The 23606-nt window shown below is 72.2% G+C and carries 23 protein-coding genes; all 23 read left to right on the top strand.

The features are described 5' to 3' along the window. Positions 1 to 210 precede the first annotated feature (210 nt). The 23 genes from J7E96_RS19370 to J7E96_RS19480 all read left to right on the top strand — a co-directional run bounded on the left by J7E96_RS19370 (position 211) and on the right by J7E96_RS19480 (position 23484). Entirely contained in the window at positions 211 to 549 is a 339-nt protein-coding gene (locus J7E96_RS19370) for a DUF1360 domain-containing protein (protein WP_215132906.1), read from the top strand. Continuing rightward, positions 549 to 2267, top strand: a complete 1719-nt coding sequence (locus J7E96_RS19375; RefSeq protein ID WP_215132907.1) for a hypothetical protein — start codon at positions 549 to 551, stop codon at positions 2265 to 2267. Before J7E96_RS19370 ends, J7E96_RS19375 begins: the two co-directional genes overlap by 1 nt. Continuing rightward, positions 2264 to 2503: a hypothetical protein gene (locus J7E96_RS19380; RefSeq protein ID WP_215132908.1), complete on the top strand. Its 240-nt coding sequence runs from the start codon at positions 2264 to 2266 to the stop codon at positions 2501 to 2503. The genes J7E96_RS19375 and J7E96_RS19380 overlap by 4 nt, the downstream gene beginning before the upstream one ends. Beyond that, a complete protein-coding gene (locus tag J7E96_RS19385) occupies positions 2496 to 5900 on the top strand; it encodes a phage minor head protein (RefSeq protein ID WP_215132909.1) in 3405 nt (1134 codons plus the stop codon). The genes J7E96_RS19380 and J7E96_RS19385 overlap by 8 nt, the downstream gene beginning before the upstream one ends. Further along, a complete protein-coding gene (locus J7E96_RS19390; protein ID WP_215132910.1) occupies positions 5900 to 6067 on the top strand; it encodes a hypothetical protein in 168 nt (55 codons plus the stop codon). Before J7E96_RS19385 ends, J7E96_RS19390 begins: the two co-directional genes overlap by 1 nt. A 29-nt stretch (positions 6068 to 6096) precedes the next feature. Next, a complete protein-coding gene (locus J7E96_RS19395; protein ID WP_215132911.1) occupies positions 6097 to 6294 on the top strand; it encodes a hypothetical protein in 198 nt (65 codons plus the stop codon). Between the two features lie 110 nt (positions 6295 to 6404). Further along, on the top strand, positions 6405 to 8048 hold the full coding sequence (locus tag J7E96_RS19400) for a major capsid protein (RefSeq protein ID WP_215132912.1): 1644 nt from the start codon (positions 6405 to 6407) through the stop codon (positions 8046 to 8048). Positions 8049 to 8122: 74 nt separating this feature from the next. Next, on the top strand, positions 8123 to 8977 hold the full coding sequence (locus J7E96_RS19405) for a cupin (protein ID WP_215132913.1): 855 nt from the start codon (positions 8123 to 8125) through the stop codon (positions 8975 to 8977). Beyond that, positions 8970 to 9485, top strand: a complete 516-nt coding sequence (locus J7E96_RS38225; protein WP_215132914.1) for a hypothetical protein — start codon at positions 8970 to 8972, stop codon at positions 9483 to 9485. The genes J7E96_RS19405 and J7E96_RS38225 overlap by 8 nt, the downstream gene beginning before the upstream one ends. Before the next feature lie 76 nt (positions 9486 to 9561). Then, complete coding sequence (locus J7E96_RS19415) at positions 9562 to 11649, top strand: glycosyltransferase family 4 protein (protein ID WP_215132915.1); 2088 nt, start codon at positions 9562 to 9564, stop codon at positions 11647 to 11649. A gap of 251 nt (positions 11650 to 11900) precedes the next feature. Beyond that, on the top strand, positions 11901 to 12602 hold the full coding sequence (locus J7E96_RS19420) for a hypothetical protein (RefSeq protein ID WP_215132916.1): 702 nt from the start codon (positions 11901 to 11903) through the stop codon (positions 12600 to 12602). A gap of 2 nt (positions 12603 to 12604) precedes the next feature. Then, complete coding sequence (locus J7E96_RS19425; RefSeq protein ID WP_215132917.1) at positions 12605 to 13318, top strand: hypothetical protein; 714 nt, start codon at positions 12605 to 12607, stop codon at positions 13316 to 13318. After that, positions 13318 to 14133, top strand: a complete 816-nt coding sequence (locus J7E96_RS19430; protein ID WP_215132918.1) for a hypothetical protein — start codon at positions 13318 to 13320, stop codon at positions 14131 to 14133. The genes J7E96_RS19425 and J7E96_RS19430 overlap by 1 nt, the downstream gene beginning before the upstream one ends. Then, the gene (locus J7E96_RS19435; protein WP_215132919.1) at positions 14124 to 14717 is read left to right on the top strand and encodes a hypothetical protein; all 594 of its coding nucleotides are present in this window, start codon (positions 14124 to 14126) and stop codon (positions 14715 to 14717) included. Before J7E96_RS19430 ends, J7E96_RS19435 begins: the two co-directional genes overlap by 10 nt. Beyond that, complete coding sequence (locus J7E96_RS19440) at positions 14714 to 14878, top strand: hypothetical protein (protein WP_215132920.1); 165 nt, start codon at positions 14714 to 14716, stop codon at positions 14876 to 14878. The genes J7E96_RS19435 and J7E96_RS19440 overlap by 4 nt, the downstream gene beginning before the upstream one ends. A gap of 11 nt (positions 14879 to 14889) precedes the next feature. Continuing rightward, positions 14890 to 15267 carry a hypothetical protein gene (locus tag J7E96_RS19445; RefSeq protein WP_215132921.1) on the top strand — a complete coding sequence of 126 codons (378 nt, stop codon included), beginning with the start codon at positions 14890 to 14892 and terminating at the stop codon, positions 15265 to 15267. Positions 15268 to 15363: 96 nt separating this feature from the next. Next, complete coding sequence (locus tag J7E96_RS19450) at positions 15364 to 15915, top strand: hypothetical protein (RefSeq protein ID WP_308296038.1); 552 nt, start codon at positions 15364 to 15366, stop codon at positions 15913 to 15915. 5 nt (positions 15916 to 15920) lie between these two features. Continuing rightward, positions 15921 to 16142: a hypothetical protein gene (locus tag J7E96_RS19455; RefSeq protein ID WP_215132922.1), complete on the top strand. Its 222-nt coding sequence runs from the start codon at positions 15921 to 15923 to the stop codon at positions 16140 to 16142. Between the two features lie 57 nt (positions 16143 to 16199). After that, positions 16200 to 19829, top strand: a complete 3630-nt coding sequence (locus J7E96_RS19460; protein ID WP_215132923.1) for a hypothetical protein — start codon at positions 16200 to 16202, stop codon at positions 19827 to 19829. Position 19830: 1 nt separating this feature from the next. After that, complete coding sequence (locus J7E96_RS19465; RefSeq protein ID WP_215132924.1) at positions 19831 to 21072, top strand: hypothetical protein; 1242 nt, start codon at positions 19831 to 19833, stop codon at positions 21070 to 21072. Further along, complete coding sequence (locus tag J7E96_RS19470; protein WP_215132925.1) at positions 21072 to 22223, top strand: hypothetical protein; 1152 nt, start codon at positions 21072 to 21074, stop codon at positions 22221 to 22223. The genes J7E96_RS19465 and J7E96_RS19470 overlap by 1 nt, the downstream gene beginning before the upstream one ends. Further along, complete coding sequence (locus tag J7E96_RS19475) at positions 22220 to 22516, top strand: hypothetical protein (protein WP_215132926.1); 297 nt, start codon at positions 22220 to 22222, stop codon at positions 22514 to 22516. Before J7E96_RS19470 ends, J7E96_RS19475 begins: the two co-directional genes overlap by 4 nt. 2 nt (positions 22517 to 22518) lie before the next feature. Further along, complete coding sequence (locus tag J7E96_RS19480) at positions 22519 to 23484, top strand: hypothetical protein (RefSeq protein WP_251070141.1); 966 nt, start codon at positions 22519 to 22521, stop codon at positions 23482 to 23484. Positions 23485 to 23606 lie beyond the last annotated feature (122 nt).

Raw genomic sequence — 23606 nt, forward strand, 5'->3', positions numbered from 1 at the left:
GGGCGCCGGCGGTCGCGGGGTGCGTACGCCCGCGCCGTCCGGACACTGCATCGGCATCACCGCCGGCGCCCAGGATCGGCACCCTAACCCCTCGCCTTGATCAGAACTCCCGTGCTGAGCTGGCCATTTACCCCCCAGGGGCCGGTCCGAGGTGTGGCCTATGATGCTCCGCCGACAACCGGAGGACCGCATTCCGCCTGGGGGCGAACCATGATCGACCTGACCACCCTCGCCCTACTCGGCCTCGCCGGGTACCGGGCCACCCAGCTCGCCGTCCACGACACGATCCTCGACCCCGCCCGCGACCGGATGCACGCCTGGCACGAGAGCCGCCCAGACTCCGCCACCCGGGAGTTCGTCATCGCGCTGATCTCCTGCGTGTACTGCATGGGCTGGTGGATCTCCGGGGCAATCCTCGCCACCTACCTACTGGTCACCGGCCAGTTCGAGGATGCACCCCTGCTGATCCACGGCCTGGAATGGTTCGCCATCGCCGGCGCCGCCGTCTTCCTCAACCGCGTGGACGACACCCTCGGCCGGGTGGGCTGATGCCCGACCAGACGCTCAAGGCCGCCGCCGCCCGCTACACCCAGCGAACCGCGAAGACCTCCGCCCAGAACCCGGCACGCTCCCGCCAGGAACAGGCATGGAGCTTCTACCGCACCCCAGAGGTCCGGTCGTTCGCCAACTGGATCAGCAACGCCATGAGCAGCGCACGCCTCTACGCCGGCCGCCTGGGCCCCGGCGACAGCATCATCAAGGCCCCGGACAACCACCCGGCCGCGCGCATCGTCTCCGAGATCGCTGGCGGCCGGGACGGGCAGTCCCAACTCATGCGGGAGTACGGCCGGCACCTCGCCGTCGCCGGGGAGGGCTGGACCGTCATCCGCCCCCGCGAAGGGGCCCCGCCCACCTGGCACGTCGTCTCCGTCCTGGAGATGACCAGCAAGGGCAAGGGCATGGAGGCCCAGATCGACGGCGCACCGGTCGCCATCCCGCCCGGCGCCGACGAGGGCACCGAGGACAAGGCCAACTCCCTGGACCCCGTCGCGATCCGGGTGTGGGACCCGAGCCCGGAAAGGCACCTGGAGGCCGACTCCCCGGTCCTCGCGAGCCTCAACGAGCTGGAGGAGCTGCGCCTCCTCGGCGCCGCCGTCCGCGCCGTCACGCTATCCCGGCTTATCGGCCGCGGCGTCCTCGTCGTCCCGAAGGGCACCCGCTTCCCCTCCACGCCCGTCCAGGGCAGCGAGGAGGACGACCTGATCGACATCTTCATGGAGGTGGCCGAGACCGCGATCCGCGACCCCTCCAGCGCCGCCGCCACCGTGCCGATCATCCTGGAAGTGCCGGCGGAGATGGTCGGCCTGATCCAGCGCCTCACCTTCGAGTCCAACTTTGACGAGCTCGCGATCAAGCTGCGCGAGGAGAACATCCGGCGCTTCGCCACGGCCGCGGACATCCCGGCGGAGTTCCTGCTCGGCCTGGGCGACGTCAACCACTGGGGCGTCTGGGGCCTGACGGAGGAAGCGATCCGGCTGGGCATCGAGCCCCGCCTGTCCGTCGTCGCCCACGCCTACACCGAACACTGGCTCCGCCCCCTGCTGGAGAGCGAGAACGTCCCGGACGCCGAGGAATGGTCCGTGTTCGCGGACTCCGCGCCGCTGCGCGTGCGCACCAACCGCTCCGAGACCGCGCTGCGCCTGTTCGAGCTGGGCGCCATCTCCAGCAGGGCACTGCGCCGGGAGACCGGGTTCGATGAGGCCGACGCCCCGGACGGCGAGGAGCGCCCCAACCCCCAGCGCCAGGACCAGGAGGACGACCAGGCGCCCGGCGGCACGGACCTGCCCGTGGACCAGGCCCCCCGCGAACCGGACACCCTCCCGGCCGCGGCCACCCCTCGCCCCACCGATGCCGCCCTGGCCGCCGCCGACGCCCTCATTTGGGCCGCCCTCTCGGCAGCCGGTCGCAAGCTGGAGCGCACCCCCGCCTGCCCGCGCAGCGAGCGGGCCCGCGCTCGGGAAGTTGACCCGGCCCAGCTCCACACTCTGCTCACCGTGGAGCCGACCCAGGTCGACCAGTGGCGCCTTCTGGACGGGGCATGGTCCCGCGTCCCGGAGATCGCCACCCGCTACGGCCTGGATCCGGACTGCCTCGCCGCGAGCCTGGACAACTACTGCCGGGAACTGATCGCGGCCGGGGTGGTCCACACCTTCGAGGTCGTGCCGGCGGCCATCGGCTCCTGCTCGCGTAGGGCGGCAGCGGCATGACCGGCCCCCACAAACCCCGCCCCGCCCCGCCGCCCGCCGTGCTGTCCATCACCATCACGTCCTCCACCCCCACGGAGACCTGGTGCACGGCGTGCAAGGCCTACACCCGCCTCACCGGGACGCTGCTGGCCCTCACCCCGGACGGCGTGTCCACCCTCGGCCCCTGGACGTGGTGCGACATCTGCGACGACCCCACCGACCCCACCGGACCAAACGGGAGGCCCGCCCATGGATGAGGCCCTGCAGCGCGCCCTGGACGCAGCCGAGGAGGACATCGCCGGTGCCGTCACGGACGCCCTCGCCCAGGTGGCCGCCGAGTACGCCGCCGCCCTGGAGGAAGCCACGGAGCTGGTCGCCGCGCGATTCTCCGTCTCCCGTATCGCCGCGATGTGGAGCGCCCGCGTGCCGCGCCTGGTGCGCCGCCTCCTCGGGGTCGCGGAGACCGCCGCCCACCAGGCCGCCGACGACGTGGACGTGCCGCTGCCGGACGGCTGGGACGACCTGCCCGCCCGCTACGACGACGACACCCTCCCCGCGCAGCTCGGGGACTACGTGGCGAGCACCGAGCACCTGCTGCGCGCCGTCGGGGACCGCCTCGCCGCCGTGGCGGTCGCCGAGCTCGCGGCCGGCGTCAACGAGGGCGAGGACGTCGAGCAGCTTCGCGCCCGCCTCCGCGCAGCGTTCGCCCGTGAGGGGGCCCAACTCGGGGAGGTCCGCGAGGAGCGCATCGCCCGCACGGAGTCCGCGCGCGCCTGGAACATGGCCACCCTCGCCGCGGCCCAGGCCCTCACCGGGCCGGACCGACCCCTGGTCAAGCAGTGGCTCACCCGCCGGGACACCGACGTCCGCGACGCCCACGAGCGGATCAACGGTCAGCTGCGGCTCCTCGATGAGCCGTTCACCGTCGCCGGTGTCTCCATGACCGCCCCCGGCGACCCGACCGCCCCGCCCGAGCTCGTCATCAACTGCCGCTGCGCCCTGGCACTCGCAAGAGCAGACCGGGCAGCGGCCGACGAACCGCAAGGCCCCACGCGGGGCCGCGCTTTCGAATCCGAGGAGAGCACCGTGCAACCCGTGACGGCCGCCGCCGACGGCAGCCACCGAACCGGCGCCATGATCGCCCTCATGCCCACCGAGGAGGACGCGCAGCGCCTCGCCCTCGACGGCGGGGAGCCCGCCGACGACCTCCACCTCACCCTGTACTTCCTCGGGGAGGGCGCCGACTGGACCGAGGACCAGCGCAACGAGCTGATCGCCAACCTGCGCGCCCAAGCCCAGGAACACGGCCTTGCCGACGGACTGGTCCACGGCCGCGCGTTCGGCGCCAACCACTGGAACGCCGGATCCGACTCCCCGTCCTGGGTGTGGGCCGTCGGCGACGACGGCGACCGCCCGGACGACGCTCCCACCCTGGAGGCCGCGCGCTGGGCCGCGACGTACGCCCTGGAGGACCGGCACGGCCCGGACATCCCGACCCAGCACTCCCCGTGGCAGCCCCACGTGTGCGCGGCCTACAGCGATGACCCGGGCCTCTTGGCCGCCCTGGAGGAGCGGCTAGGCCCGGTCACCTTCGACCGGCTGCGCGTCGCGTTCGCCGGCGACCACACCGATATCCCCCTCGGCCCCACGGAGGCCCCCATGGAACCCACCGAGACCACGGCCGCCGGGATGCCGACGCGCTCCTGGTCCACCCCCGACGACACCGCCCTCGCCTTCGAAAACGAAGAGACCGGCGACGGCAGGATCTTCGCCGCGAACTCCCTGTACTGGGACCGCGACCCGGCCCCCCTCCAGTACGCGGACGAGATGCTCATGGGCCACGAGGGCGCGGAACTCGCCGGCGCCATCGAGTCCTTCGGCCGGGACGGCGACCGCATCACCGGCAAAGGCGTGCTCTACACCAGCCGCCCCGCCGGAGCCGACGCCGCCATGCTCCTGGAGGAGAACGCGCCCCTCGGCGTCTCCGTCGACCTGGACGACGTGGCCGTGGAGTTCGTGGACCGCACCATGAGCGAGGACGAGGACGGGTTCCTCGTGCTCGCCGCCTCCCTCCCGGCGATGAGCGTCATGCGCCTGCCGGACGACGCGTGGATGATCACCGCCACCACCGCAGCGGAGTGGACCGCGTCCGGCGCATCCCTCTCCCGCGCACAGCACGCCGTCCAGCTCATCACAGGCCCCGGCGGCACCGTGTCCGCCGACGCGCTGCGCGCCGCGTTCACCACCACCGGCATCCTCACGGCCGCGGCCGGCGACCCGGATGACCCGGAGGGCGGCGTCGTCGTCCACTCCGAGCGCACCGGGGACTTCCTGCTGCGCATCACCCGCGCCCGCGTACGGGGCGCCACCCTCGTCGCCATGCCCGCCTACAGCCGAGCCCGGATCGTGCTGGACCCCCTGGAGGACGAGGACCAGGAGGAGGCCGCGGCCGCCGTGACGGCCGCCGGCCCGAGCGAGGCACACCACCAGGTCGTGGCCTACGTATCCGCGTCCCCGGTGCCGGTCGGCGCCCGGGAGGTGGCCACCGCCCTGGGCATCAGCATGGAGTCCGCCAGGGGCCACCTCTCCCGAGCCGTTGACGCTGGCCGCCTCGTACGCCTCGCCCCCGGCCTGTATGTCGGCACCTCGACCATCCCCGAAGGCCCCGAGGCCACGGCTGCCGCCCTCGCAGCGGACGGTGAGGACCCAGGGCTCAGCGACCTCGTCGCGTCCGCCTGGAGCGCGATGCGGGACGCCCCGCCGTTCCCGGCCGCCTGGTTCCAGGAGCCGACCGCCGAGGAGCTGCCCCCCGGCTCCGGAGGCGTCCACTACAGGGACGGCCGGATCTTCGGGTGGGTCGCCCAGGCCGGCGAGCCCCACGCCGGGATGCCCGGCCGGAACCTGACGATCGACAGCCTCGGGGACATCGACCTCACACACTTCCTGCGCGCCCGCTTCAAGCTGGACGACGGCAGCCTCGTGCGCGCCGGGGCGTTCACCATGAACGTCGGCCACCACCGCGACGGCGCGGAGTGCGAGACGGCGAGCTGCCAGTTCGACGACACCCGCACGGTCGCGGGAGTGATCACGTGCGGCATGAACGAGCGCGGCATGTGGTTCAGCGGCGCGGCGGCCCCGTGGCTGAGCGAGTGGGACCGCACCGTGTTCCAGGCATGCCAGCCCAGTTACCACATGAAGCAGGGCCCGGCCGGACGGTGGCAGCTGCGGGCGGTGCTGTCCGTACCCGTCCCCGGCCACTCCTCGCCGCTCCTCGCGTCCGTCGCGGAGCGCTCGAACCTGGCCCTGGCCGCCTCCGCCGCCGTCGCGGACACCAGCCCGGACACCGTGTCCGGACACCCGGGCACCCTGTCCGCGCCCGCGTCCGTACCCGTCGTGTCCGCCCCCGGCGACCAGGGCGGACACGGTCCGGACACCGTGTCCGGACAGGGGTCCGCGGAGCTGGTGGAGGCCGTCGCCGCGCTGCTCACCAGCACCACGTTCCTGGACCAGTTCGCCGGCGCCCTCGCCGACCGCGAGGCAGCGCGCACCGAAGCAGCGCGAGCCGAGGTGGAGCGGCTCGCCGCCTCCGTCGCCCCGGCCCGTGAAGAGATCGCCGCCAGTGTGGCCGGCACCGACAAGAGGGGAGAGGTCTGATGCCTTGCTCATGCACGAACAAGAACCGCCAGCAGTGGGAGGTCGTCGTTCCCGGGCAGGCCCGGCCCGTCTTCACCTCCGCGTCCAAGCCGACGGCCCAGACCGTGGCCAAGCGCTACCCGGGCAGCGAGGTCCGGGAAACGGCCCCAGCCGCTAAGGTCGGGTAGCTGCCCCTTCGCACCGAGGAGCCGGACGCATGGCCTGTAGATGCCCCCACGACGTCATCCACGCCCTGCCGCCGACCGACACCAGGAAGCGGCATGAGGTGCTGTCCGGGGGCCGGGTCGTCTTCCGGACCTTCGACCAGGACCAGGCCGAGACGGTGGCCGCACGCTGGTCGGGCGGCACCGTCCGGTCGGTCGATCACAGCACCACCCCGTACCGGGACACGTAGTCCCGCCTCTTGACACCTGCCCGCCCGACTGCCCGGCGGGCTAAGATTCACCGCAGACGACCGCTGGTTCTGGGCCGGGTCTCCAACGCAGATCATTGGAGATCCGTCCCATGGACCCGTTCGAGCTCCCCGAGGACATCACCGCACTCAACGACGAAGAGCTGAGCGACCTCCTGGAGGGAGCCGTCGCCGCCTTCGACGCCCGGTCCACCAGCAGCGTCGTCACCCCCGGGGACCTGGAGCAGCTCCGCTCCCTGGCGACCGCCGTCAACGACATCCGCGCCGAGCAGCAGGCCCGCCACGAGGCCGCCACCCAGGCCGCGGCCGAGATCGACGCCCTCGCGGCCCAGGTGCGCGGCGGCGACCCGGCCCTGGAGCCCGTCGAGCCGGCCGAGCCGGCGGAGCCCGTCGCCGCTGCCGACCCGGCCCCGGAGGTCGAGACCCCGCCCGCCCCCGAGACCGCGACGGCCTCCCTCGTCACCCGCCCCGCGCTGGACCTTTCCCAGGTTCGCCGGCGTCAGCCTCGTGTCCTGCCCCCGCCGCCGGCCCCGGGCACGCACATCACGGCCGCCGTGGACGTCCCCGGCTACACCCCGGGCTCGGACCTCAACTTCGATGACGTCGTGCGCGGTATCAACTCCCGCGCGACCGCGCTCAAGACCGCCGGTGGCGGTGTTGGACAGGTCATCAGCTACCGGCACCCGTACCCGCAGGAGACCATCGTCACGGACTCCTCCTCGGCGCCCGAGGGCACGACGGTGGCCATGACCGCCTCCGCGCAGAACCGCCTGCCGAAGGGCGACCTCGTCGCCTCGGGCGGCTGGTGCGCCCCGTCCGAGACGCTGTACGAGCTGACGGACACCTCCTGCCCGGACATGCTGTGGGACGCCCCGGAAATCCAGCTTGCCCGAGGCGGGCTCAGGTACTACAAGCCGCTGTCGCTGGACGTCTCGTCCATGACCTGGGTCCACACCGAGGCCGACGACATCGCCGGCAACACCAAGCCCTGCTTCCGCATCCCCTGCCCGGACCCGGTGGAGGTCCGCTGTGACGCGGTCGGCGTCTGCCTGGAGGCTGGCATCCTGACCGCCCGGCACTTCCCGGAGCTGATCGGCTGGTACCTCCGCAACGCGATGACGGCCCACGAGATCCGGATCAGGCAGGTGCTTTTCCAGCAGGCCCTGACCGCCGCGACCCCGGTCACCGTCCCGGCCACCATGGGAGCCCTGTCGGCCGTCTACGCCGCCATCGCGCTCCAGGCCGCCGATATGATCGAGCGCCACAGCCTGTGCGAGACCACCGCGCTGGAGGTCGTCCTGCCGTGGTGGAGCCGGAACCTGTTCCTGGCCGACCTCGCGCGCCGCAACGGCGTCAGCGTGGACGAGGTCACCACGGCCCAGATCCAGGCCCTGTTCACCCCGCTCGGCGTGCGCATCCAGTGGGCGCGCGGCCTGTCCCCGGCCGTCCCCACCGACATCGGCGCCCCGACTCCGGCGCTGGACTGGCCGGCCACCCTCAAGTTCCTCATCTACCCGGCTGGATCCCTCGTCATCGGCCGCGGCGAGGAGGTCAACCTCGGCGTGATCCACGACTCCACGAAGTTCGTCACCAACGACTTCACGGCGCTGTTCGCGGAAGAATGCATCGCCCTCGTAGACCGGTCCGTCGACACCCGTGTCGTCACCGTGCCCGTCTGCCCGAGCGGTGAGACCGGCGCCCAGACCGCCATCCTCTGCCTCGCCGACGAGAGCTGACCACCTCCGTCCCACAATCGCGTGCCGGGCCCTCTTGGGCCCGGCACCGCGCCTGACACCACTGGAGGTGCGTGATGCCGTCCGCCGGCCTGCGCAGCTATGTAGAGGCGATCCCGGGCACGCCGCTGCCGCACGGCATCCTCGGCGCCTCATGCACGACCATCACAGACGTCACCGAGGACCGCATCCACGAACTCAACGGCGTGGAGTGGTTGGCCCTGGGCTGCTGCCCCGTCCGGGACTGGCCCGACCCGTGCGACGAGGAGAGCCCCGGCCAGGAGTCGCCCGGCAGCCCGGCACAGAAGGAGTTCTGCCGCCCCACCACCGAGCACGCCGCCCCCATCACGGTCTACGCGGGCTCGGAGTGCTCCACCCTCGGCTGGACCTACGCCGAAGCCCGCGCCCACGCCGAGGCAACCATGGCTCTGGGCGAACAGCACGCGCTGGAGGCCGCGTTCTGGCGGACCAAACTCGCCATGGACGCCGAAGACCTCACCCCTGCCCAGGGCCCGGTGAGCGTCGCCCAGGGCGTGGCCGCGCTGGAGGGCTGCCTGGCGTCGTCCTACGGCGGTATCGGCACCCTCCACGTCCCGGCCGGCGCCGCCGCGCTGCTCGGCTGCTGCAACGCCCTGCGGGAAGACCCGGTGTCCGGTGCGCTGCGCACCCTCGCCGGAAACTGCGCGATCATCGGCGCCGGCTACTCCGCCCTGAACACGGGCCCGGGGAACATCCCGGCCGAGCCCGGCACCGCGTGGCTCTACATCACCGGCCCCCTGGTCATCCGCCGCGGCCCGGTGGACACCATCCCGGACCAGGCCGGCGCCTCCGTCAACTACCGCACCAACGACAGGAAAGTCCTCGTCGAGCGGACCTATGTGGTCGGCACGACGTGCACCGTGTGCGCGATCCAGGTGGTGACCTATGACTGACCTCATCCACATCCAGCCCACCCGGGCGCAGCGGCGCGCGTTCGCGCAGTGGGCGGTCGCCCAGACCCCCAAGCTGCGCACCATCGGCCCCAACGTGTTCGCCGTCCCGGCCGAGCTGTTCACCCAGGCCCCGGAGGAGATCCTGATCGGCTCCCTCGTTGACGGCCACCGGTACGTCTCCCCCCAGGAGGACGCCCAGGAGGGGAGGGCGGCCCCGGGGGAGCTGCTGGGGGTAGCCACCCCGGAGGGACTGGCAGAGCCCAGCACGCTGGAGCCGAGGGACGCCGTGCCCGGCGAGCCGCTGCCGGAGGTGCCCGCCTCCGCGTACGGCCCGGACTCCGTGCCCCTCGGCGTCGTCGGCGACGAGGCCGAGAGCAGGGACTCAAGGGACCAGCCGGCCGAACTCGCGGAAGTGTCCGGCCCGTTCCCGTGCGGCCTGTGCGAACGGGACTACCCGACCGAGCGCGGCCGGGACAGCCACCGCCGCCAGAAGCACCCGGAGGCGTAAGCGGCGTCCTGGCGGCTGGTACGCCCGCGACCGGGGTCACCGTCCATGCCCAGGCCATCGAGCCGTAAGGAGCACCATGCGCATCCTGGCCATCGTGCCGGTCTACGACCAGGTGCCCCCGGCAGGCGCGTTCGTCACCACCCGCGAGTACATCCAGCACCTGGCGGCGGCCGGTCACGCGGTCCACGTGGTGACCACCGTGAACGAGCCGACGGGCGAGCCACGCACCGAGGGCGGCGTGCAGGTGTGGCCGCTGCGGTACTGGCTGCGGGCTATCCGCGCCGCGCGGCCCGATGTGCTGATCTCCCATTACCGGGACCGGAAGGCCGGGCGGATCGTCACCCAGGCGCCCGGTGTGCCGCACCTCCTGATGGTGCACGGCATGGCCGACGACCTGAACCTCGGTCGGCCGGCCCTGACCTGGTTCCCCTCCCATGCCTGCCGCGCCCACTATCGGGCGTACCGAGGCCGTTCCATCGTCCTGCCGCCGCCGATCGACCCGGAGCGGTACCGCACTGTCCCCGGCGAGCTGGTGACCCTGAACGGGGCCACGGCCGCGAAGGGTGCCGACGTGGTCGCCCAGCTTGCCGGCCGGATGCCAGACATCCGGTTCCTCGTCGTACGCACCCCGCGACGCGACGACCCGCCGATGCCCGGGAACGTCGAGCTGGTCGACCGTACGGACCCGAGGCAGATGTACGCCCGCACCCGCATCCTGCTCATGCCGTCCACGACGGAGTCGTACGGGCGCGTCGGCGTCGAGGCGATGCTGTCGGGTATCCCCGTTCTTGCCTCCCCGCTGCCTGGGGTGCAGGAAGCGCTGGGCACGGCCGCGACGTACATCGAGCGGGAGGACGTCGCCCGTTGGGCGGGGGAGATCCGCCGGCTGTCCGACCCGGCCGCCTATGCGGCAGCGTCCGCCGCGGCCGTCGTCCACGCCGAGACGCTCGACTACGCGGGCAGCCTGAGCGCCTTCGAGGAGGCGTGCGCCAGCCTGCTCCCCTCCCGACCGGCGAGGGTCAGCCACCACCAGCGCCCCCAGCGCACCCCCGCAGGCGCGGCCTCAGCCGGGCCTCCGCCGACGGCTGAGGTGGTGGCCTGGGTGCACTACGGCGTGCCCTACCGGCGCGCCGGCTCGGAGACGATGCTGCACACGATGATGCGGGCGTTGAAGGACGCGGGCACCAGCGTCCTGGTCATCTGCTCCGAGATGCCCGAGGCGCCCGCCGTGTGGGACGTGGACGGCGTCCCCTACGCCCAGCTCGCCCCGGCAGCGGCCGAGGCAACGATCCGCCGTATGCAGCCCAGGGTCCTCGTCACGCACCACCATTTCGCCTCCGACGCGATCACCCTGTCCAAGAGGGTCGGAGCCCGGTCGGTGCTGCTGCTGCACAACGACCATGAGCAGCCGGCCGTAGCGCTCGGCCCCGACCTGTGCGTCTACAACACCGACTGGGTGATGAAATCCTTGGCCGCGCGCTACCCGCAGCTTGACCAGGCCCGCGCGCTGGTCATCCACCCCCCGGTGATCGCCGATGAGCACCGGGCGCCGAAGACCGGCAACCACGTCACCCTGGTCAACCTGAACGCCAACAAGGGCGTCGGGACCTGGCGCGGGGCAGCGGCTCTCCTGGGCTCCCTGCCGTTCCTGGGGGTCACGGGTGCCCACGGCCGACAGGTGACCCGCCCCGTCCTCCGGAACATCCGAGTCATCCCGCAGACCTCCGACATGCGCCGGGACGTGTGGAGCCGGACGCGGGTCCTCACCGCGCCGAGCGTCTATGAGTCGTACGGCATGGCCGCAGTGGAAGCCCTGGCCTCCGGTATCCCGGTCATCGCCCACCCCACCCCCGGTCTTCGGGAAGCACTGGGGCCCGCCGGCACCTTCGTTGACCGGTCCGACGTCCGGGCCTGGGCGGCAGCGATCCGGGCCCTGTACCACGACGGCCCCACCCGCGCCCGGATGGTGGCCGCGGCCCTCGGTCGCAGCGCGTTCCTCGCCGATCAGTCGCGTCGCGAGCTGGAGTTGTGGGTGGAGGCCATCAGCACGCTCGGAGGACGTACGAGTCCGCGCCTCATCGCGCCGGCCGGCGCCCAGTTCAGGACGTCCAACGGTGTGCTGCCCCCTCCAGAGGGCCGGACCGAGGCGGCTGCCGAGGAGTAGGAGCAGCGCCCGTCCGCGAAGAAGGAAGCCGCGGCCCAGAGCGTGGCCGGCTGGCGGGCCGAGCACGGCACCCAGACGTCAGCCGAATGAGCCGCGCGGTGCCGTCGGCCCTTCCCGGCGGCACCGCGCACTCCCAGGCGCCGCCCCGGTGCACACGCCCAGGAGAGGCAGGGCGCGCGCGGCTATGCTGTTGACGTCGCCGCTGGTTGTGGGCCGGGCCGACCAACACGCAGAACTGTTGGAGGCCCACAGTGCCCACTCCTCTGATCGCCAACGCAGACACCATCCGCGTCACCCGCCTCGACGGCTGTGGCCGCCCGGTCTGTGGCGTCGACAACGGCTTCACATTCGACTGCTTCGCGAGCCTCTCCATGAACCCCAACACGGATGAGGGCGAGGATGTCGAGTACCGGGCCGCTAACGGCAGGGTGTGCGGCTTCAAGCGCGGCTGCCCCAGCTTCCGGGGCTTCGACGTCGAGCTGAACTTCTTCTCCGTCAGCCCGGAGTTCATCGAGATCACCACCGGTAACCCCGTGGTCTACGGCTACGACGGCAAGCCCATCGGTTACGACGACTGTTCTGTCCAGTGCAACAGCGGCTTCGCGATCGAGCTGTGGGCCGAGGTGCTGGACGAGGATGCGTGTGCCACGGGCGGCGGCGACGGCGCGTGGATCTACTTCCTCATGCCGTGGGTGACGAACGGGCAGCTCGGCAACATGGAGATCGGCTCCGAGTCCGTGTCCCTCACCCTCTCCGGTGCCACCCGCGCGGGCGGCGGGTGGGGCGTCGGCCCGTACGACGTCATGCCGATCGACGCCGCCGGCACGCCGGGCACACTGCTCACCCCGCTCGGGTCGAACTGCCACCGCAGGACGTTCGTCACGACCGTGGCCCCGCCGGAGGCCGTCGGGGACTACACCCCGGTCGCCGGTGACCTCTGCCTGGCCTCCTGACCGTGGACGCGCCGGACATCGTGGTTCCGGTGCGGGAGGGGGCCGCCAACGAGCAGCTGCGCTTTGCGCTCCGCTCGTGGGCGGCCCACCTGCCTCACGGCCGGGTGTGGCTGGTCGGATACCGGCCGCGATGGGCGGCCGGCGTCGAGCACATCGCCACCAGGCAGATCGGAACGAAGTACCAGAACACGACCTTCGCGGTGCGCGCGGCCTGCCAACACCCACAGGTCTCCGACGTGTTCCTCCTCGCCAACGACGACATGTTCGTCATGCACTCCTTGCCGGACGGGATGCCGGTGCTCCACCGAGGCCCGGTCAAGGCCGTGGAGGCGTACTACGCGACCCGATCCTCCGGGACGTACCTGCGGGGGATGCGGGAGACCCGGGCGCTCCTGGAGAGCCGCGGCCACCCCGAGCCGCTGTCCTACGAGCTCCACGTCCCGATGCCCGTCCAAAAGTCCGCGATGCTCGCGGCGCTCGAGGAAGCCCGGCACCTGGACGTCGTCCACAAGCGCACGTTGTACGGCAACCTCGCCGGCCTGGGCGGCGAGGAGATCCAAGACGTGAAGATCCTGCACCGCGCCCCGCACGGCTACGGCCCCCACAGTCGCTTCCTGTCCACCATGCCGGACTCCTTCGCCGCCGGGCACGTCGGCCAGTTCATCCGCCGGGCCTTCCCCCAGGCGAGTCGATACGAGAACCCCGGGAGACGTTGATGCCGCTGCAAGTCGGGCCGTGCGACCCGTGGGAGGTGGACCTGTGCTGCCAGCTCCCGGAAGACCTGGACCCGGCGGCTATCGACCGGTGGCAGCGTGTGGCCTCCCAAACCCTGTGGCGGTTGTCCGGGATGAGGTGGGGGCCGTGCCCGGTGACCGTACGGCCCTGCCGCCGTTCCTGCCTGGAATCCGCGCCCGTCTCCTTCCAGGCCGGGGTGGGCACCGGGCCGTGGGTGCCGTACATCGGGACGGACGGCATGTGGCGCAACGCGACCGTCTGTGGCTGCGCTTCGTCGTGCTCGTGCGGGGAGCTGTGCGAGGTGAAACTGCCCGGCCCCGTGTACGACGTCGTCAGCGTCAACGTGGACGGTGAGGACCTGGTCCCGGAGGCATACCGCGTCGATGCCCCCGGGATGCTGGTGCGCACGGACGGGGAGTGCTGGTCGACCTGCCAGGACATGGCCGCACCCGAGGGCGCACCGAGCACGTTCACGGTGACCTACCGGTGGGGTCTGCCGCTGGACGAGGCGGCCATCGCGGCCGTGTCGGAGCTGACCTGCCAACTGGTTCTGGCCTGCCTGCCGGCCGGGACCAAGGGGTGCGGGGAGTGCCGGCTGCCCGGCAACGTCACGCGGGTCGTACGGCGCGGCGTGGAGATCGAGATGGCCGACCCCACGGTCATCTTCGCCGAGGGCCGGACCGGGCTGCCCCTGGTGGACATGTGGCTGTCCACCGTGAATCCTCACCGCCTTGCCTCCCCGTCCCGGGTGTTCAGCCCGGACTACAAGCGCCCCAGGGTGACGACATGGCCCTGAACCTGCTGGACGTCCACACCCTCGCGGAGACCGTCCTGGGGTGCGTGTGCGCCGCGCTGGAGGACACGGCCGCGGCCGTCGAGGACCAGCCCGGTTGCCCGTGCCGCGCGTGCGTGACGCCGGGCCCGCCCGCGTGGGACGGCTGCAACGAGCCGTGCGGCGTGGACGGGGAAGGTGCCGGTGGGCAACTCACCGTCCACGTCGCCCGGATCTTCGCCACGTCCTCGTTCCCGGTGGACGACCGGGTGGTCCAGGGCGGCCGGAACTGCGCCCCGCCGGCCGCGACCGGGGTGGAGCTCGTCGTCACGCTGCTGCGCTGCGCCCCGGTCGTGGATGATCGCGGCTGCCCGCCCTCGTGCGAGGAGTTGGCGGCCGCGGCCCGGACGGTCCACGTGGACGCGGCCACGATCTACAACGCGCTGCTGTGCTGCCTGCCGACCACGGGCACCAGGCGCCGGGGGCCGATGTTCTTCCTCGGCGCGCAGCGCGTGCTGGAGCAGGAAGGCGGTTGCATGGGGGTGGAGCAGCGCGTCACCGTGGCACTGCCCGGCTGCGGCTGCCCGAGCGAGGAGACATCACCATGAAGATCAGCGACTTGATCCCGCGTTTGCACCGGATGTGGGAGGAGCACGGCGACCTGGACGTGCGGGCGTACGACTATTCGGATATCACTCCGAGCGTGGTGGAGACGCCCGAGGTTGAGTCCAACAAGCAGGGCGAGACGTACGTCCTGCTTCGCCCGTAGAGGGGTGTGCGGTGTCTGTTGAGGTAAGGATCGACCCCGGGCGCATCGCCCGGCTGCTGCGGCTGCGTGGAGGCGTCGCGGAACGAGGGCTGCGCCGGCGAACGGAGCGCGTCGCCAACCTCGCGGAGCGGAAGGCGCCCGGGTCCATGGGCGACTACGTGTCCTGGACGATCGAGCAGGGGCCCAAAGGCCTCCAGGGCGTGGTCACCTGTGATCACCCGGCGGTGCGGTTCGTGCTGGACGGCACCCGCCCGCACGTCATCCGGCCCCGGCGGGCGAAGGCGCTGCGCTTCGACATGGGCGGGCGCATGGTGTTCGCCAAGAAGGTGAACCACCCGGGGACGAGGGCGAACAACTTCCTGGAAGCGGCCCTACGCGAGGGCCGGTAGGCGGCTGCCGACGGCCCCGGCCCGGCCGCGGCTACCCTTCGGGGTACGCCGCTGGTTTTGGGCCGGGCGACCGCGCGGGAGTGGAAGGGCATACCCGTGGCCATCAAGAAGTTCGCGCTCAACACACAGCCGCACGAGGCCGAGATCGGCGACGACGTGACGCTGCTGTTCCAGCCCGAGGTGATGGGTGATGAGTTCCTGGACGCGTACGGGCGTCTTCAGGAGACGATCAAGAAGCTGAACATCGACCTGAGCGACGCGACCAGCGTGGACCTGTCCGACGTCCGGGAGGCGAACGTCGCGCTCCGGGTGTTCCTCGCGTCCCTCATGCTGCCGGAGTCCGCCGAGCAGTTCGCCCGGTGGGAGGTCCGCGCCGGCGGAAAGACCGTGGGCTCCTACCGCGACCCGGAGGAAGCCCGGGAGGCGGCGGAGAGCCGCAAGGGCGGGAAGGCCCTGGACGCGGGTATGCGGCTGCCCGACCGCGTCCTGGTGGAGCTGATGGAGTGGGTAGTCGAGCTGTACGGAGGTGCGGGCGGCCAGCGCCCTCCTACGTCGTCGAGCGGCTCTGCCTCAGCATCTCCCGGTCCTGGTCCGCGTGGGAGGGCCGCCTTGCCCTCCAAGGGGTCGACATCCACACGTGGCCGCTAAGGGTCATGCTCTCCGCCGCCGAGGCCGCGATTGATGACGCGGCCGAGGACGAGGCACAACGGGAGCGCAACCGCGCCGAGCTGTACGCGCCGCCCCGGGCGGCTGGTCCCGGCGGCCGGCGCGTGAGGCCGCCACCTGCCGCGCGGCTGGACCAGTCCGGGGCCCAGGCCCTCATGGCCCAGCTCGCCGCCGAGGACACACAACTCGCCGGACGGCGCACCGGCTAGTCTGGACACCGCCGCTGGTTTTGGGCCGGGCAACCACCGCACACGCGTGGGGTTGCCTTGGCCGAGGAAGAGGACTACGGCGTCGGCCGTATCCGCATCGAGCTGGACGATGCGGATGCGGTCGCGGACGCGCGGGACCTCGGCGCGCGAATCCAGAGGGCGCTGGACCGCAGCACCCGCACCGTCGGCGCCCAGATCCGGCGGAACGTCCAGCGCGGACTGACTGCTGCCGGCGCCGTCAGCGTCCAGGTCGAGCCGGACGTACGGCGATTCGGCCGGCTGCTCACCACGGGACTGCGCGGCCTGTCGGCCGTCAGCGTCCCCGTCACCCCGGACCTGTCCCGGTTCCGCACACTCCTCGTCGCCGGGCTGCGCGGCCTGGACGCCGTGGCGGTGCCGGTCACCCCGAACCTCGCCCGGTTCCGGACGCTCCTCGCCGCCGGCCTCCGCGGCCTGGACGCCGTTCCGGTGCCAGTCACCCCGGACGTACGCCAGTTCCAGCGGCTGCTGACCACCAGACTGCGCGGCCTGTCCGCCGTCAGCGTCCCGGTGGCCCCGGATCTGCGCCGCTTCGACCGGGACCTGGTCCGGGGCCTGCGCGGTCTGGACGGCCTCAACATCCCCGTCCTGCCGGACCTTCGGCGCTTCGACCGGGAACTCCTCCGGGGCCTGCGGGACCTGGACGGCATCAACATCCCGGTCCTGCCGGACCTGGACCAGTTCGCGGAGCGCGTCCGCGCGGCCCTGGACGGCCAGGAGTTCCCCATCCGGATCGTCCCGGACCTCGACGGGTTCGATGACCGCATCCGGGCGCACAACCCGCCGGACATCAACGTCAACGCGGACGTAGACACCAACCGGTTCAGCCGCGCCCTGGGTGCCCTGGGCGGGATCGCCGGGCGGGTCGCTGGTGCCCTGGGCGGGTTGCTCCGGATCGGCGCCATCGGCATCGCGGCAGCCAGCGCCGCAACGGCTGTCGGCGGCCTCGCCGCGGCCCTGGCCCCGGCGGTCGGCATCATCGCCGCGTACCCGGCGGTCGTCCTCGGTTTCCAGGCCGCGCTCGGCGCGCTGCGCCTGGCCCTGATGGGCGTCAAGGAGGCTTTCGGCGCAGCGCTGACCGGCACGGCGAAGGAGTTCCAGAAGTCTCTGGAAGGACTGTCGCCGGCAGCCCAGGCCGCGGCCCGGGAAGTCCGGGCGCTCAAGCCCGCGTTCGAGGCACTCCGGTCCTCGGTACAGGACGCGTTCTTCTCCCAGTTGGAGGGGGAGATCACTGCGGTTGCCGGGGCACTGCGGGGGCCGCTGCAGAGCGGGCTGACGGGCATCGCGGAAGGCTGGGGGCGGGCCGCGCTCGGGGTGACCGGGTACCTCAAGGGCGCCCGGGGCGTCAGCAACATCAAGAGCATTCTCGGCGCGGCGGAGCAGGCCGTCGGCGGTCTGAGCTTGACCACGAACAAGCTGACCGCCGGGTTCCTCCAGATGGCTGCGGTCATCTCCGACCGGTTCGGCGCCGAGCTCGCGTCGGGGATCTCCGGCCTGGGCGAGAGGTTCGGGACGTTCCTCCAGCGGACCGCACAGGGCGGCGACGCGGTGAGGTGGGTAGACCAGGCCCTCAACACTTTCGCCCAGCTCGGGGACCTCCTGGGCAACGTCGGTTCGATCATCGCGGGCGTCTTCCGGGCCGGGGAGGAGGCCGGCGGCGGGTTCCTGGGCAACCTCCAGGAGATCACCCGGTCCATGGCGGAGTTCGTGAACTCCGCGCGTGGCCAGGAGGCGATCTCCAACGTCTTCCGGACCGTCGCGACCGTCGCGGCGCAGGTCGGCCCGATCCTGGCCGCCCTCATCACCCAGGTCGGTGCCATCGCCCCGGCCCTGGCTCCCATCTTCACGGCGCTCGGGCCGGCGATCGTCGGACTGATCAACTCCCTGGGCCCGGCCCTGGCCCAGATCGCGCCCGCGCTCGCCGTCGTCGGCACCGCCCTGGCCGACGCCTTCGCCGCCGTCGGCCCTGCGCTCGGCCCCGTTGGTGCTGCGATCGGTGCCGTCCTGCGGGCCCTGACCCCGCTCCTGCCGCTCGCCGGGCAGCTCGTCGCCACCCTCGCGGCAGCCCTTGCCCCCGCGCTGTCCAACCTGGCCGCGCTGTTCGCGCCGATCATCTCCGCGCTCGTCGGCGCGCTGCTGCCGATCCTGCCCCCGATCGCCCAGGCGTTCGGCACCCTCGTCCGGGCCATGACCCCGCTGTTCTCCGGGGTCGGCCAGGCCGTCGCGCAGCTCATCGGCTCTCTGGCCCCGCTGCTGTCCAGCCTCGCCGGCGTGCTGGCCACGGTCGCCACCGCCTTCGCCCCGGTCTCGGCCGCCTTCAACGAGGCCCTGCTCCAGGTCCTCCCGCCCCTGGTGGAGGCGTTCAACGCCGTCGTCCAGGCCCTCCTGCCGCTCCTGCCACCGATCGCTCAACTGGCCGTCGCCCTGGCCCCCCTAGCGGTCCTCACCGCGCGGCTGCTGGGGCCGCTGCTGTCCATCGCGGCAGGGTTCGCGGCCTGGCTCATCATCAACACCGTCGTCCCCGTCATCCAGGCCGTGGTCGGCGTGATCGCCGGCCTCGTGTCCGGGCTGGCCGCGGCCGTGACCTTCGTGGTCAACCTCCCGGGCAGGATCATGGCCGCGCTCGGTTCCCTGGCGTCGACCATCGCCGGTTTCTTCACCGGCCTGTTCACCTCGCTCGGCACGACCCTGACCAACGGCTTCAACACTGTGGTCGGGTTCTTCACCCGCCTGCCCGGCATGATCATGGCCGGGCTCGCCGCGCTGCCCGGCCTGCTGGTCGACCTCTTCGTCAACGCCGTGGCGGCCGTGGCCATCGCCCTGCTCACCGCCGTAGCGGCCGTGATCTACATCTTCACGGTGCTGCCCGGCCGGATCTACAACGCCCTGGCCTCCCTGGGCTCCCGGATGCTGACCGCCTTCCGGAACGCGTTCAACTCGGCGCGCGCCGCGACCTCGTCGTTCCTGTCCTCGACGGCCACGTTCTTCGCCCAGCTCCCGGGCCGGGTGGGCTCCGCCCTGGCGGCACTACCGGGGAGGGTCCGGTCGATGTTCACCTCCGCCGGCTCCTCGGCCCTGTCCGCGGCCCGTTCGCTCGGCTCCTCGGTCGTCTCGTTCTTCTCGCAGATGCCCGGCCGGGTCGGGTCTGCCTTGTCGTCGGTCGGCTCCCGGATCGCGTCCGCGTTCCGCAGCGCGATCGGCAGCGCGAGGAGCGCGGTCTCCTCGCTGATCTCCTCCGTGGTGTCGCTGTTCTCGACGCTGCCCGGCCGGATCGTCAGCAGCCTGGGGAACATCGGCTCCCGCATCGTCTCCAAGATCAAGAGTGGGCTGCCTTCAGCGGTACGGAACCTGCTGCCGTTCGCCAACGGCGGCATTGTCACCAGCCCGACGGCCGCCCTGATCGGTGAGGCGGGCAAGGAGGTCGTCCTGCCGCTCACGAGGCCGGCCCGCACGGTGGAGCTCGCCGAGAAGTCCGGACTGCTGGACCTGCTCGCCAAAAGGGGCGCTATCGCGCCCGGCGGGAGCGGAGGCGCCGGCGGCGTGAGCCGCACCGTCACCCACAACTGGAACATCAGCACGCCGGCACAGGACCCCCGAGTCCTGGCCGAGCACCTGTACGGCCAACTGGCCCGAGCGGCAGGGGTGTGACGTGATCAGCGACTACGCCGACTTCGGGTGTACGGAGATCGTCAACTCCGCCAGGGCCGCGGCCTACGCGGAACCCTCCTGCCTGCTGACGAGCTGCAACCCGTGCCCGGACATCGCGGCAGCCCTCAACGATGCCCCGTACGTGGACCCTGTGACCGACCCTGCGCCCTGGTATGACGCGGCCGTGCCGGAGTCGGCCGACTTCCTCGGCGTCATAGGGATGAACGTGGTTGGCTTCTCCCAGTCCACGCTGTCCCGGGACCCCGTCCAGCTCGTGGGCGACGGGGCCGCCCTCGGCATCGCGCGCCGCTCCCACCGCGAGATCACGTACACCGTCCTCCTCCTGGCCCTGGAGGAGTGCGCGCTGGCCTACGCCCTGGAGTGGCTGGCCTCCGCGCTGCGCGGCGCGCCTTGCGAGGGGAGTTGCGGCGGGGACGAGCTGGGGGTGTTCGCCTGCTGTCCGACCGGGGACGGCACCGGGGAGCTGCGCCATCTGTACGGCGTGGGGCTCATGCACGGTCCGCAGATCACCTCCGTCCGGTACTACCCGGAGGGCCTCATCGCGGAGGCTACGTTCACGCTCGCTGCGTCGGTGCCGTACATCTACCGGGAGCCGCTGAAGACGCTCACCGGCTGGGTCGACCTCGCTGCCGGCGACCTGGTGACGTTCGACCCGGACGAGATCTACGGGGACTGCGTGGAGGCAGCCCCGTGCCTTGAGGATCCGCTGTGCCCGCCTCCGCCGCTGCCGATCCGGGCCCCGGTGCCCGTGGACCCGTGCTACCCGACCGGCGCGGCGCAGTTCCGCCGGTCCGTGGTCGCCTTGTCCCCACAGGATCAGCCGGAGTGGCTGGAGGCCGTGCCGGTCCTGGAGCTGGAGACCGGCGCGAGCGCGCTGCGCCGCCTCGTCGTGCGCTTCTGGGCCAACCCCCTGGGCGGCAACTGCCAGGAGGTCGCGGACCCCTGTGCGGCGTGCACGGACATCCAGATCCCTTACCTGCCCGCCGGAGCCAAGCTGATCGTTGACGGCCGTACGCAGACGGCAGAGGTGGAGTGCAACGCCGGAGCGCTGGACGCCTCCACCAGCGAGCCGATCCTGTACGGGCCGCTGGGCCAGAGTTTCGAGTGGCCCGTGTTCTCGTGCCCGACCGGCGTGTGCATCGAGATCCTTTCCACCTCCGCGACGACGGCCGCCGACGCCCGTGCGCGGGTCCTCCTCGTTCCCCGATCGGACGTGGGCTGATGGCCGTTCTCGGGTGCGCACAGGAGTACCGGGCCGTCATCCACTGGCGGGGCGGCAGCCTGCCGTTCACGTCACCGGGCGTCTCCGCGCTGACGGCGGTCTCCTGGAACCGGACGCTCAGCGACACGAGCGAGGCCAGCATCACGATCGCCAAGGGGTCGGCCGGGGCGGAGTGTTGCGCGCAGCTCGGGAAGGTCGAGCCGTTCGCCCACGACCTATCCATCTACCGGGACAGTGAGCTCGTGTGGCAGGGGCCCGTCTTCCGGGTGACGGAGAACCGCACTCGGTTCGTGGTCGAGGCACGCGACGTCACGGAGTGGCTGGCCCGCACGGTCAACACCACGTTGCTGCGGTACGTCAGCACGAACCCGGCCGACCCCAAGCGCCAGGGGCCGGTCCAGGAGATCGCGGAGTCCATCATCCGGGAGAACCTGCTGGGCGGGCTGTTCGCCTCCGGGCCGGACTGGCCGCGCATGGTCGACTACATCGTCCGCCAGGACGACACCGTGACCGCCCGGTACGAGAAGGACGGCAGCCTCGATAACGAGATCTGGATCGTGCCGATCCTGCGGATCTTGGACGAGGAGCTGGTCCCGCGCGGCCTGGAGTACACCACGGTCGGCCGCGCCCTCGTCCTCGGCCGGCCCCAGACGACCGCTGATCCAGCCCAGGCCCGCCTGACGCTCGACGCGTTCGCCGGCGACGTCGAGATCGTGCGGGACGGCACGAACGCGGCCTCCCTGGTCTGGGTCACCAACCAAGAAGACCAGGACATCAGCGGCTCGCAGTACGGGGTGTCCGGTGTCGTCAGCGCGTATTACGGGCGCTTGGATTACCTCATCCGCACGACCGCCGAGGGTCTGACGGCGTACGACCTGTGGCAGATCGCCCGAGGCTCCTACACCGGCCGGAACCCCGTGCCCACGTCGCTTCGCATCCCGGACGGCGCCGGCCTCGCCGCGACCGCCCCCGTGTCCATGCGGCAGCTCGTGCCTGGCGTCCGGATCGACGTCGCCGCCACCGGCATGTGCATGGGCCTGTCCCAGCCGTACCGGCTGTCCGACGTGGACGTGGACTGGGGCGACAACGGCGAGAACGTCGGCGTCTCCCTCATCCCGCTTGGCGACCCGTTCGTAGGAGACCCCCCATGACCGCCCTTCCAGGACAGCGCGCTGCCCAGCGCACCGTACGCGCGATGACGTCCAGTCAGCGGGCCCTCGGCCGTTCTGCCCAGGCCGCGGCCGGCGGTTTGGCCACTGCGATCGGGTGGGGGTGGGTCGACGGCCAGCACCTGGACGTCGACCTCGCCGCGCAGCCCGGACAGCAGACCCGCCCGGCGGCGCTCGCGTGCGGCTGCACCGGCCGCTGCCTGGGCGAGTGCCCGCCGCCCGAGGACGGCGGCGGCGAGGACACCCAGACCGACACACAGGAGAGGCAGGGATAGACATGGCCCGATGCGGATGCCAGGGCGGATGCTCCTGCGCGCTCAACGGCGCCGGGGCGGTCGACGTCTCCGGGAACGGGTCGGCCTCGTCCCCGTTCGTGGTGAGCGTCGACCGTGCCGAGCTGCTCCAGGCCGGACCCGGGATCACCTACCACCCGGGCACAGGCACGATCAGCGCTCTGCCATCGACCGACCCCGGGAACGCGCTGACTTTCGGAAGCGATAACGGCGTCTTTGTGTTCCCGGGCGCCATCGCCTTGTGCGACGAATACTTCACGACCGACGGTTCGGGGGACACCTGTCTCAAGCCCGGCACCATGGGGCTCCGGCAGGTCGTCACCTACTCCACGGCCGGCACGTTCAGCTTCACCAAGGCGGACTATCCGTGGTTGGCCCGGGTCCGGGTCAAGGTCCAGGCCGGCGGCGGAGGCTCGGCCGGTGCCTCGGCCGCGGCTGCCGAGTCCATTTGGCGAGCTGGCGGCGCGGGCGGCGGGTACGCGGAGTCCTTGATCAACGTTGCCGCGCTCGCGGCTGTGGAGACAGTCACCGTCGGCGCCGCCGGAGCGGCAGGCGCGTCCACCAACGGCGCCGGCGGAGCGGGCGGCAACTCCTCATTCGGCGCTCACGCCACCGCCGTTGGCGGCCCCGGTGGCGCGGCTGCCATGTCTACGGGCTCCACCGTCACCACCTCGAGCGGCACAACCGGGCCCGCAGGCGGCACGGGGTCCTGGGCCATCGGCGGCGGTGCCGGCGAGGGCGCGATCCGGCTGGGCGGAAACGTGGGTATCGGCGGCGCGGGCGGCTCCTCGCGCATGGGCCACGGCGGTGCCTCGCGGGCGACTGCCGGCGCGGGCATCGCGCCGCGAGGTTACGGCGCGGGCGCAGGCGGGGCCGTCTCCGCGAACGGCGCCGCACAGGCCGGCGCCGCCGGCGAGCGCGGAATCGTGATCGTGGAGCTCTACGGATGAACCCCGGCCGCTGCCCTCCGCCGACCCGTCCGGACACCCCCTGTCCGGACACTGTCCGCGCCGTGTCCCCGCAGGTCACAGCCGCCCACGCCCCCGCGTTCGGACACGAGCGCGGACACCCC

Source organism: Streptomyces sp. ISL-96, assembly GCF_018614035.1.
In the GTDB taxonomy this organism is placed as follows: Bacteria; Actinomycetota; Actinomycetes; order Streptomycetales; family Streptomycetaceae; genus Streptomyces.

Excerpts from the sequence above, each read along its gene's own strand:
- J7E96_RS19370 (WP_215132906.1), top strand. The coding sequence starts at position 211 with ATGATCGACCTGACCACCCTCGCCCTACTCGGCCTCGCCGGGTACCGG.
- J7E96_RS19375 (WP_215132907.1), top strand. The coding sequence starts at position 549 with ATGCCCGACCAGACGCTCAAGGCCGCCGCCGCCCGCTACACCCAGCGA.
- J7E96_RS19380 (WP_215132908.1), top strand. The coding sequence starts at position 2,264 with ATGACCGGCCCCCACAAACCCCGCCCCGCCCCGCCGCCCGCCGTGCTG.
- J7E96_RS19385 (WP_215132909.1), top strand. The coding sequence starts at position 2,496 with ATGGATGAGGCCCTGCAGCGCGCCCTGGACGCAGCCGAGGAGGACATC.
- J7E96_RS19390 (WP_215132910.1), top strand. The coding sequence starts at position 5,900 with ATGCCTTGCTCATGCACGAACAAGAACCGCCAGCAGTGGGAGGTCGTC.
- J7E96_RS19395 (WP_215132911.1), top strand. The coding sequence starts at position 6,097 with ATGGCCTGTAGATGCCCCCACGACGTCATCCACGCCCTGCCGCCGACC.
- J7E96_RS19400 (WP_215132912.1), top strand. The coding sequence starts at position 6,405 with ATGGACCCGTTCGAGCTCCCCGAGGACATCACCGCACTCAACGACGAA.
- J7E96_RS19405 (WP_215132913.1), top strand. The coding sequence starts at position 8,123 with ATGCCGTCCGCCGGCCTGCGCAGCTATGTAGAGGCGATCCCGGGCACG.
- J7E96_RS38225 (WP_215132914.1), top strand. The coding sequence starts at position 8,970 with ATGACTGACCTCATCCACATCCAGCCCACCCGGGCGCAGCGGCGCGCG.
- J7E96_RS19415 (WP_215132915.1), top strand. The coding sequence starts at position 9,562 with ATGCGCATCCTGGCCATCGTGCCGGTCTACGACCAGGTGCCCCCGGCA.
- J7E96_RS19430 (WP_215132918.1), top strand. The coding sequence starts at position 13,318 with ATGCCGCTGCAAGTCGGGCCGTGCGACCCGTGGGAGGTGGACCTGTGC.
- J7E96_RS19435 (WP_215132919.1), top strand. The coding sequence starts at position 14,124 with ATGGCCCTGAACCTGCTGGACGTCCACACCCTCGCGGAGACCGTCCTG.
- J7E96_RS19440 (WP_215132920.1), top strand. The coding sequence starts at position 14,714 with ATGAAGATCAGCGACTTGATCCCGCGTTTGCACCGGATGTGGGAGGAG.
- J7E96_RS19455 (WP_215132922.1), top strand. The coding sequence starts at position 15,921 with ATGCTCTCCGCCGCCGAGGCCGCGATTGATGACGCGGCCGAGGACGAG.
- J7E96_RS19470 (WP_215132925.1), top strand. The coding sequence starts at position 21,072 with ATGGCCGTTCTCGGGTGCGCACAGGAGTACCGGGCCGTCATCCACTGG.
- J7E96_RS19475 (WP_215132926.1), top strand. The coding sequence starts at position 22,220 with ATGACCGCCCTTCCAGGACAGCGCGCTGCCCAGCGCACCGTACGCGCG.
- J7E96_RS19480 (WP_251070141.1), top strand. The coding sequence starts at position 22,519 with ATGGCCCGATGCGGATGCCAGGGCGGATGCTCCTGCGCGCTCAACGGC.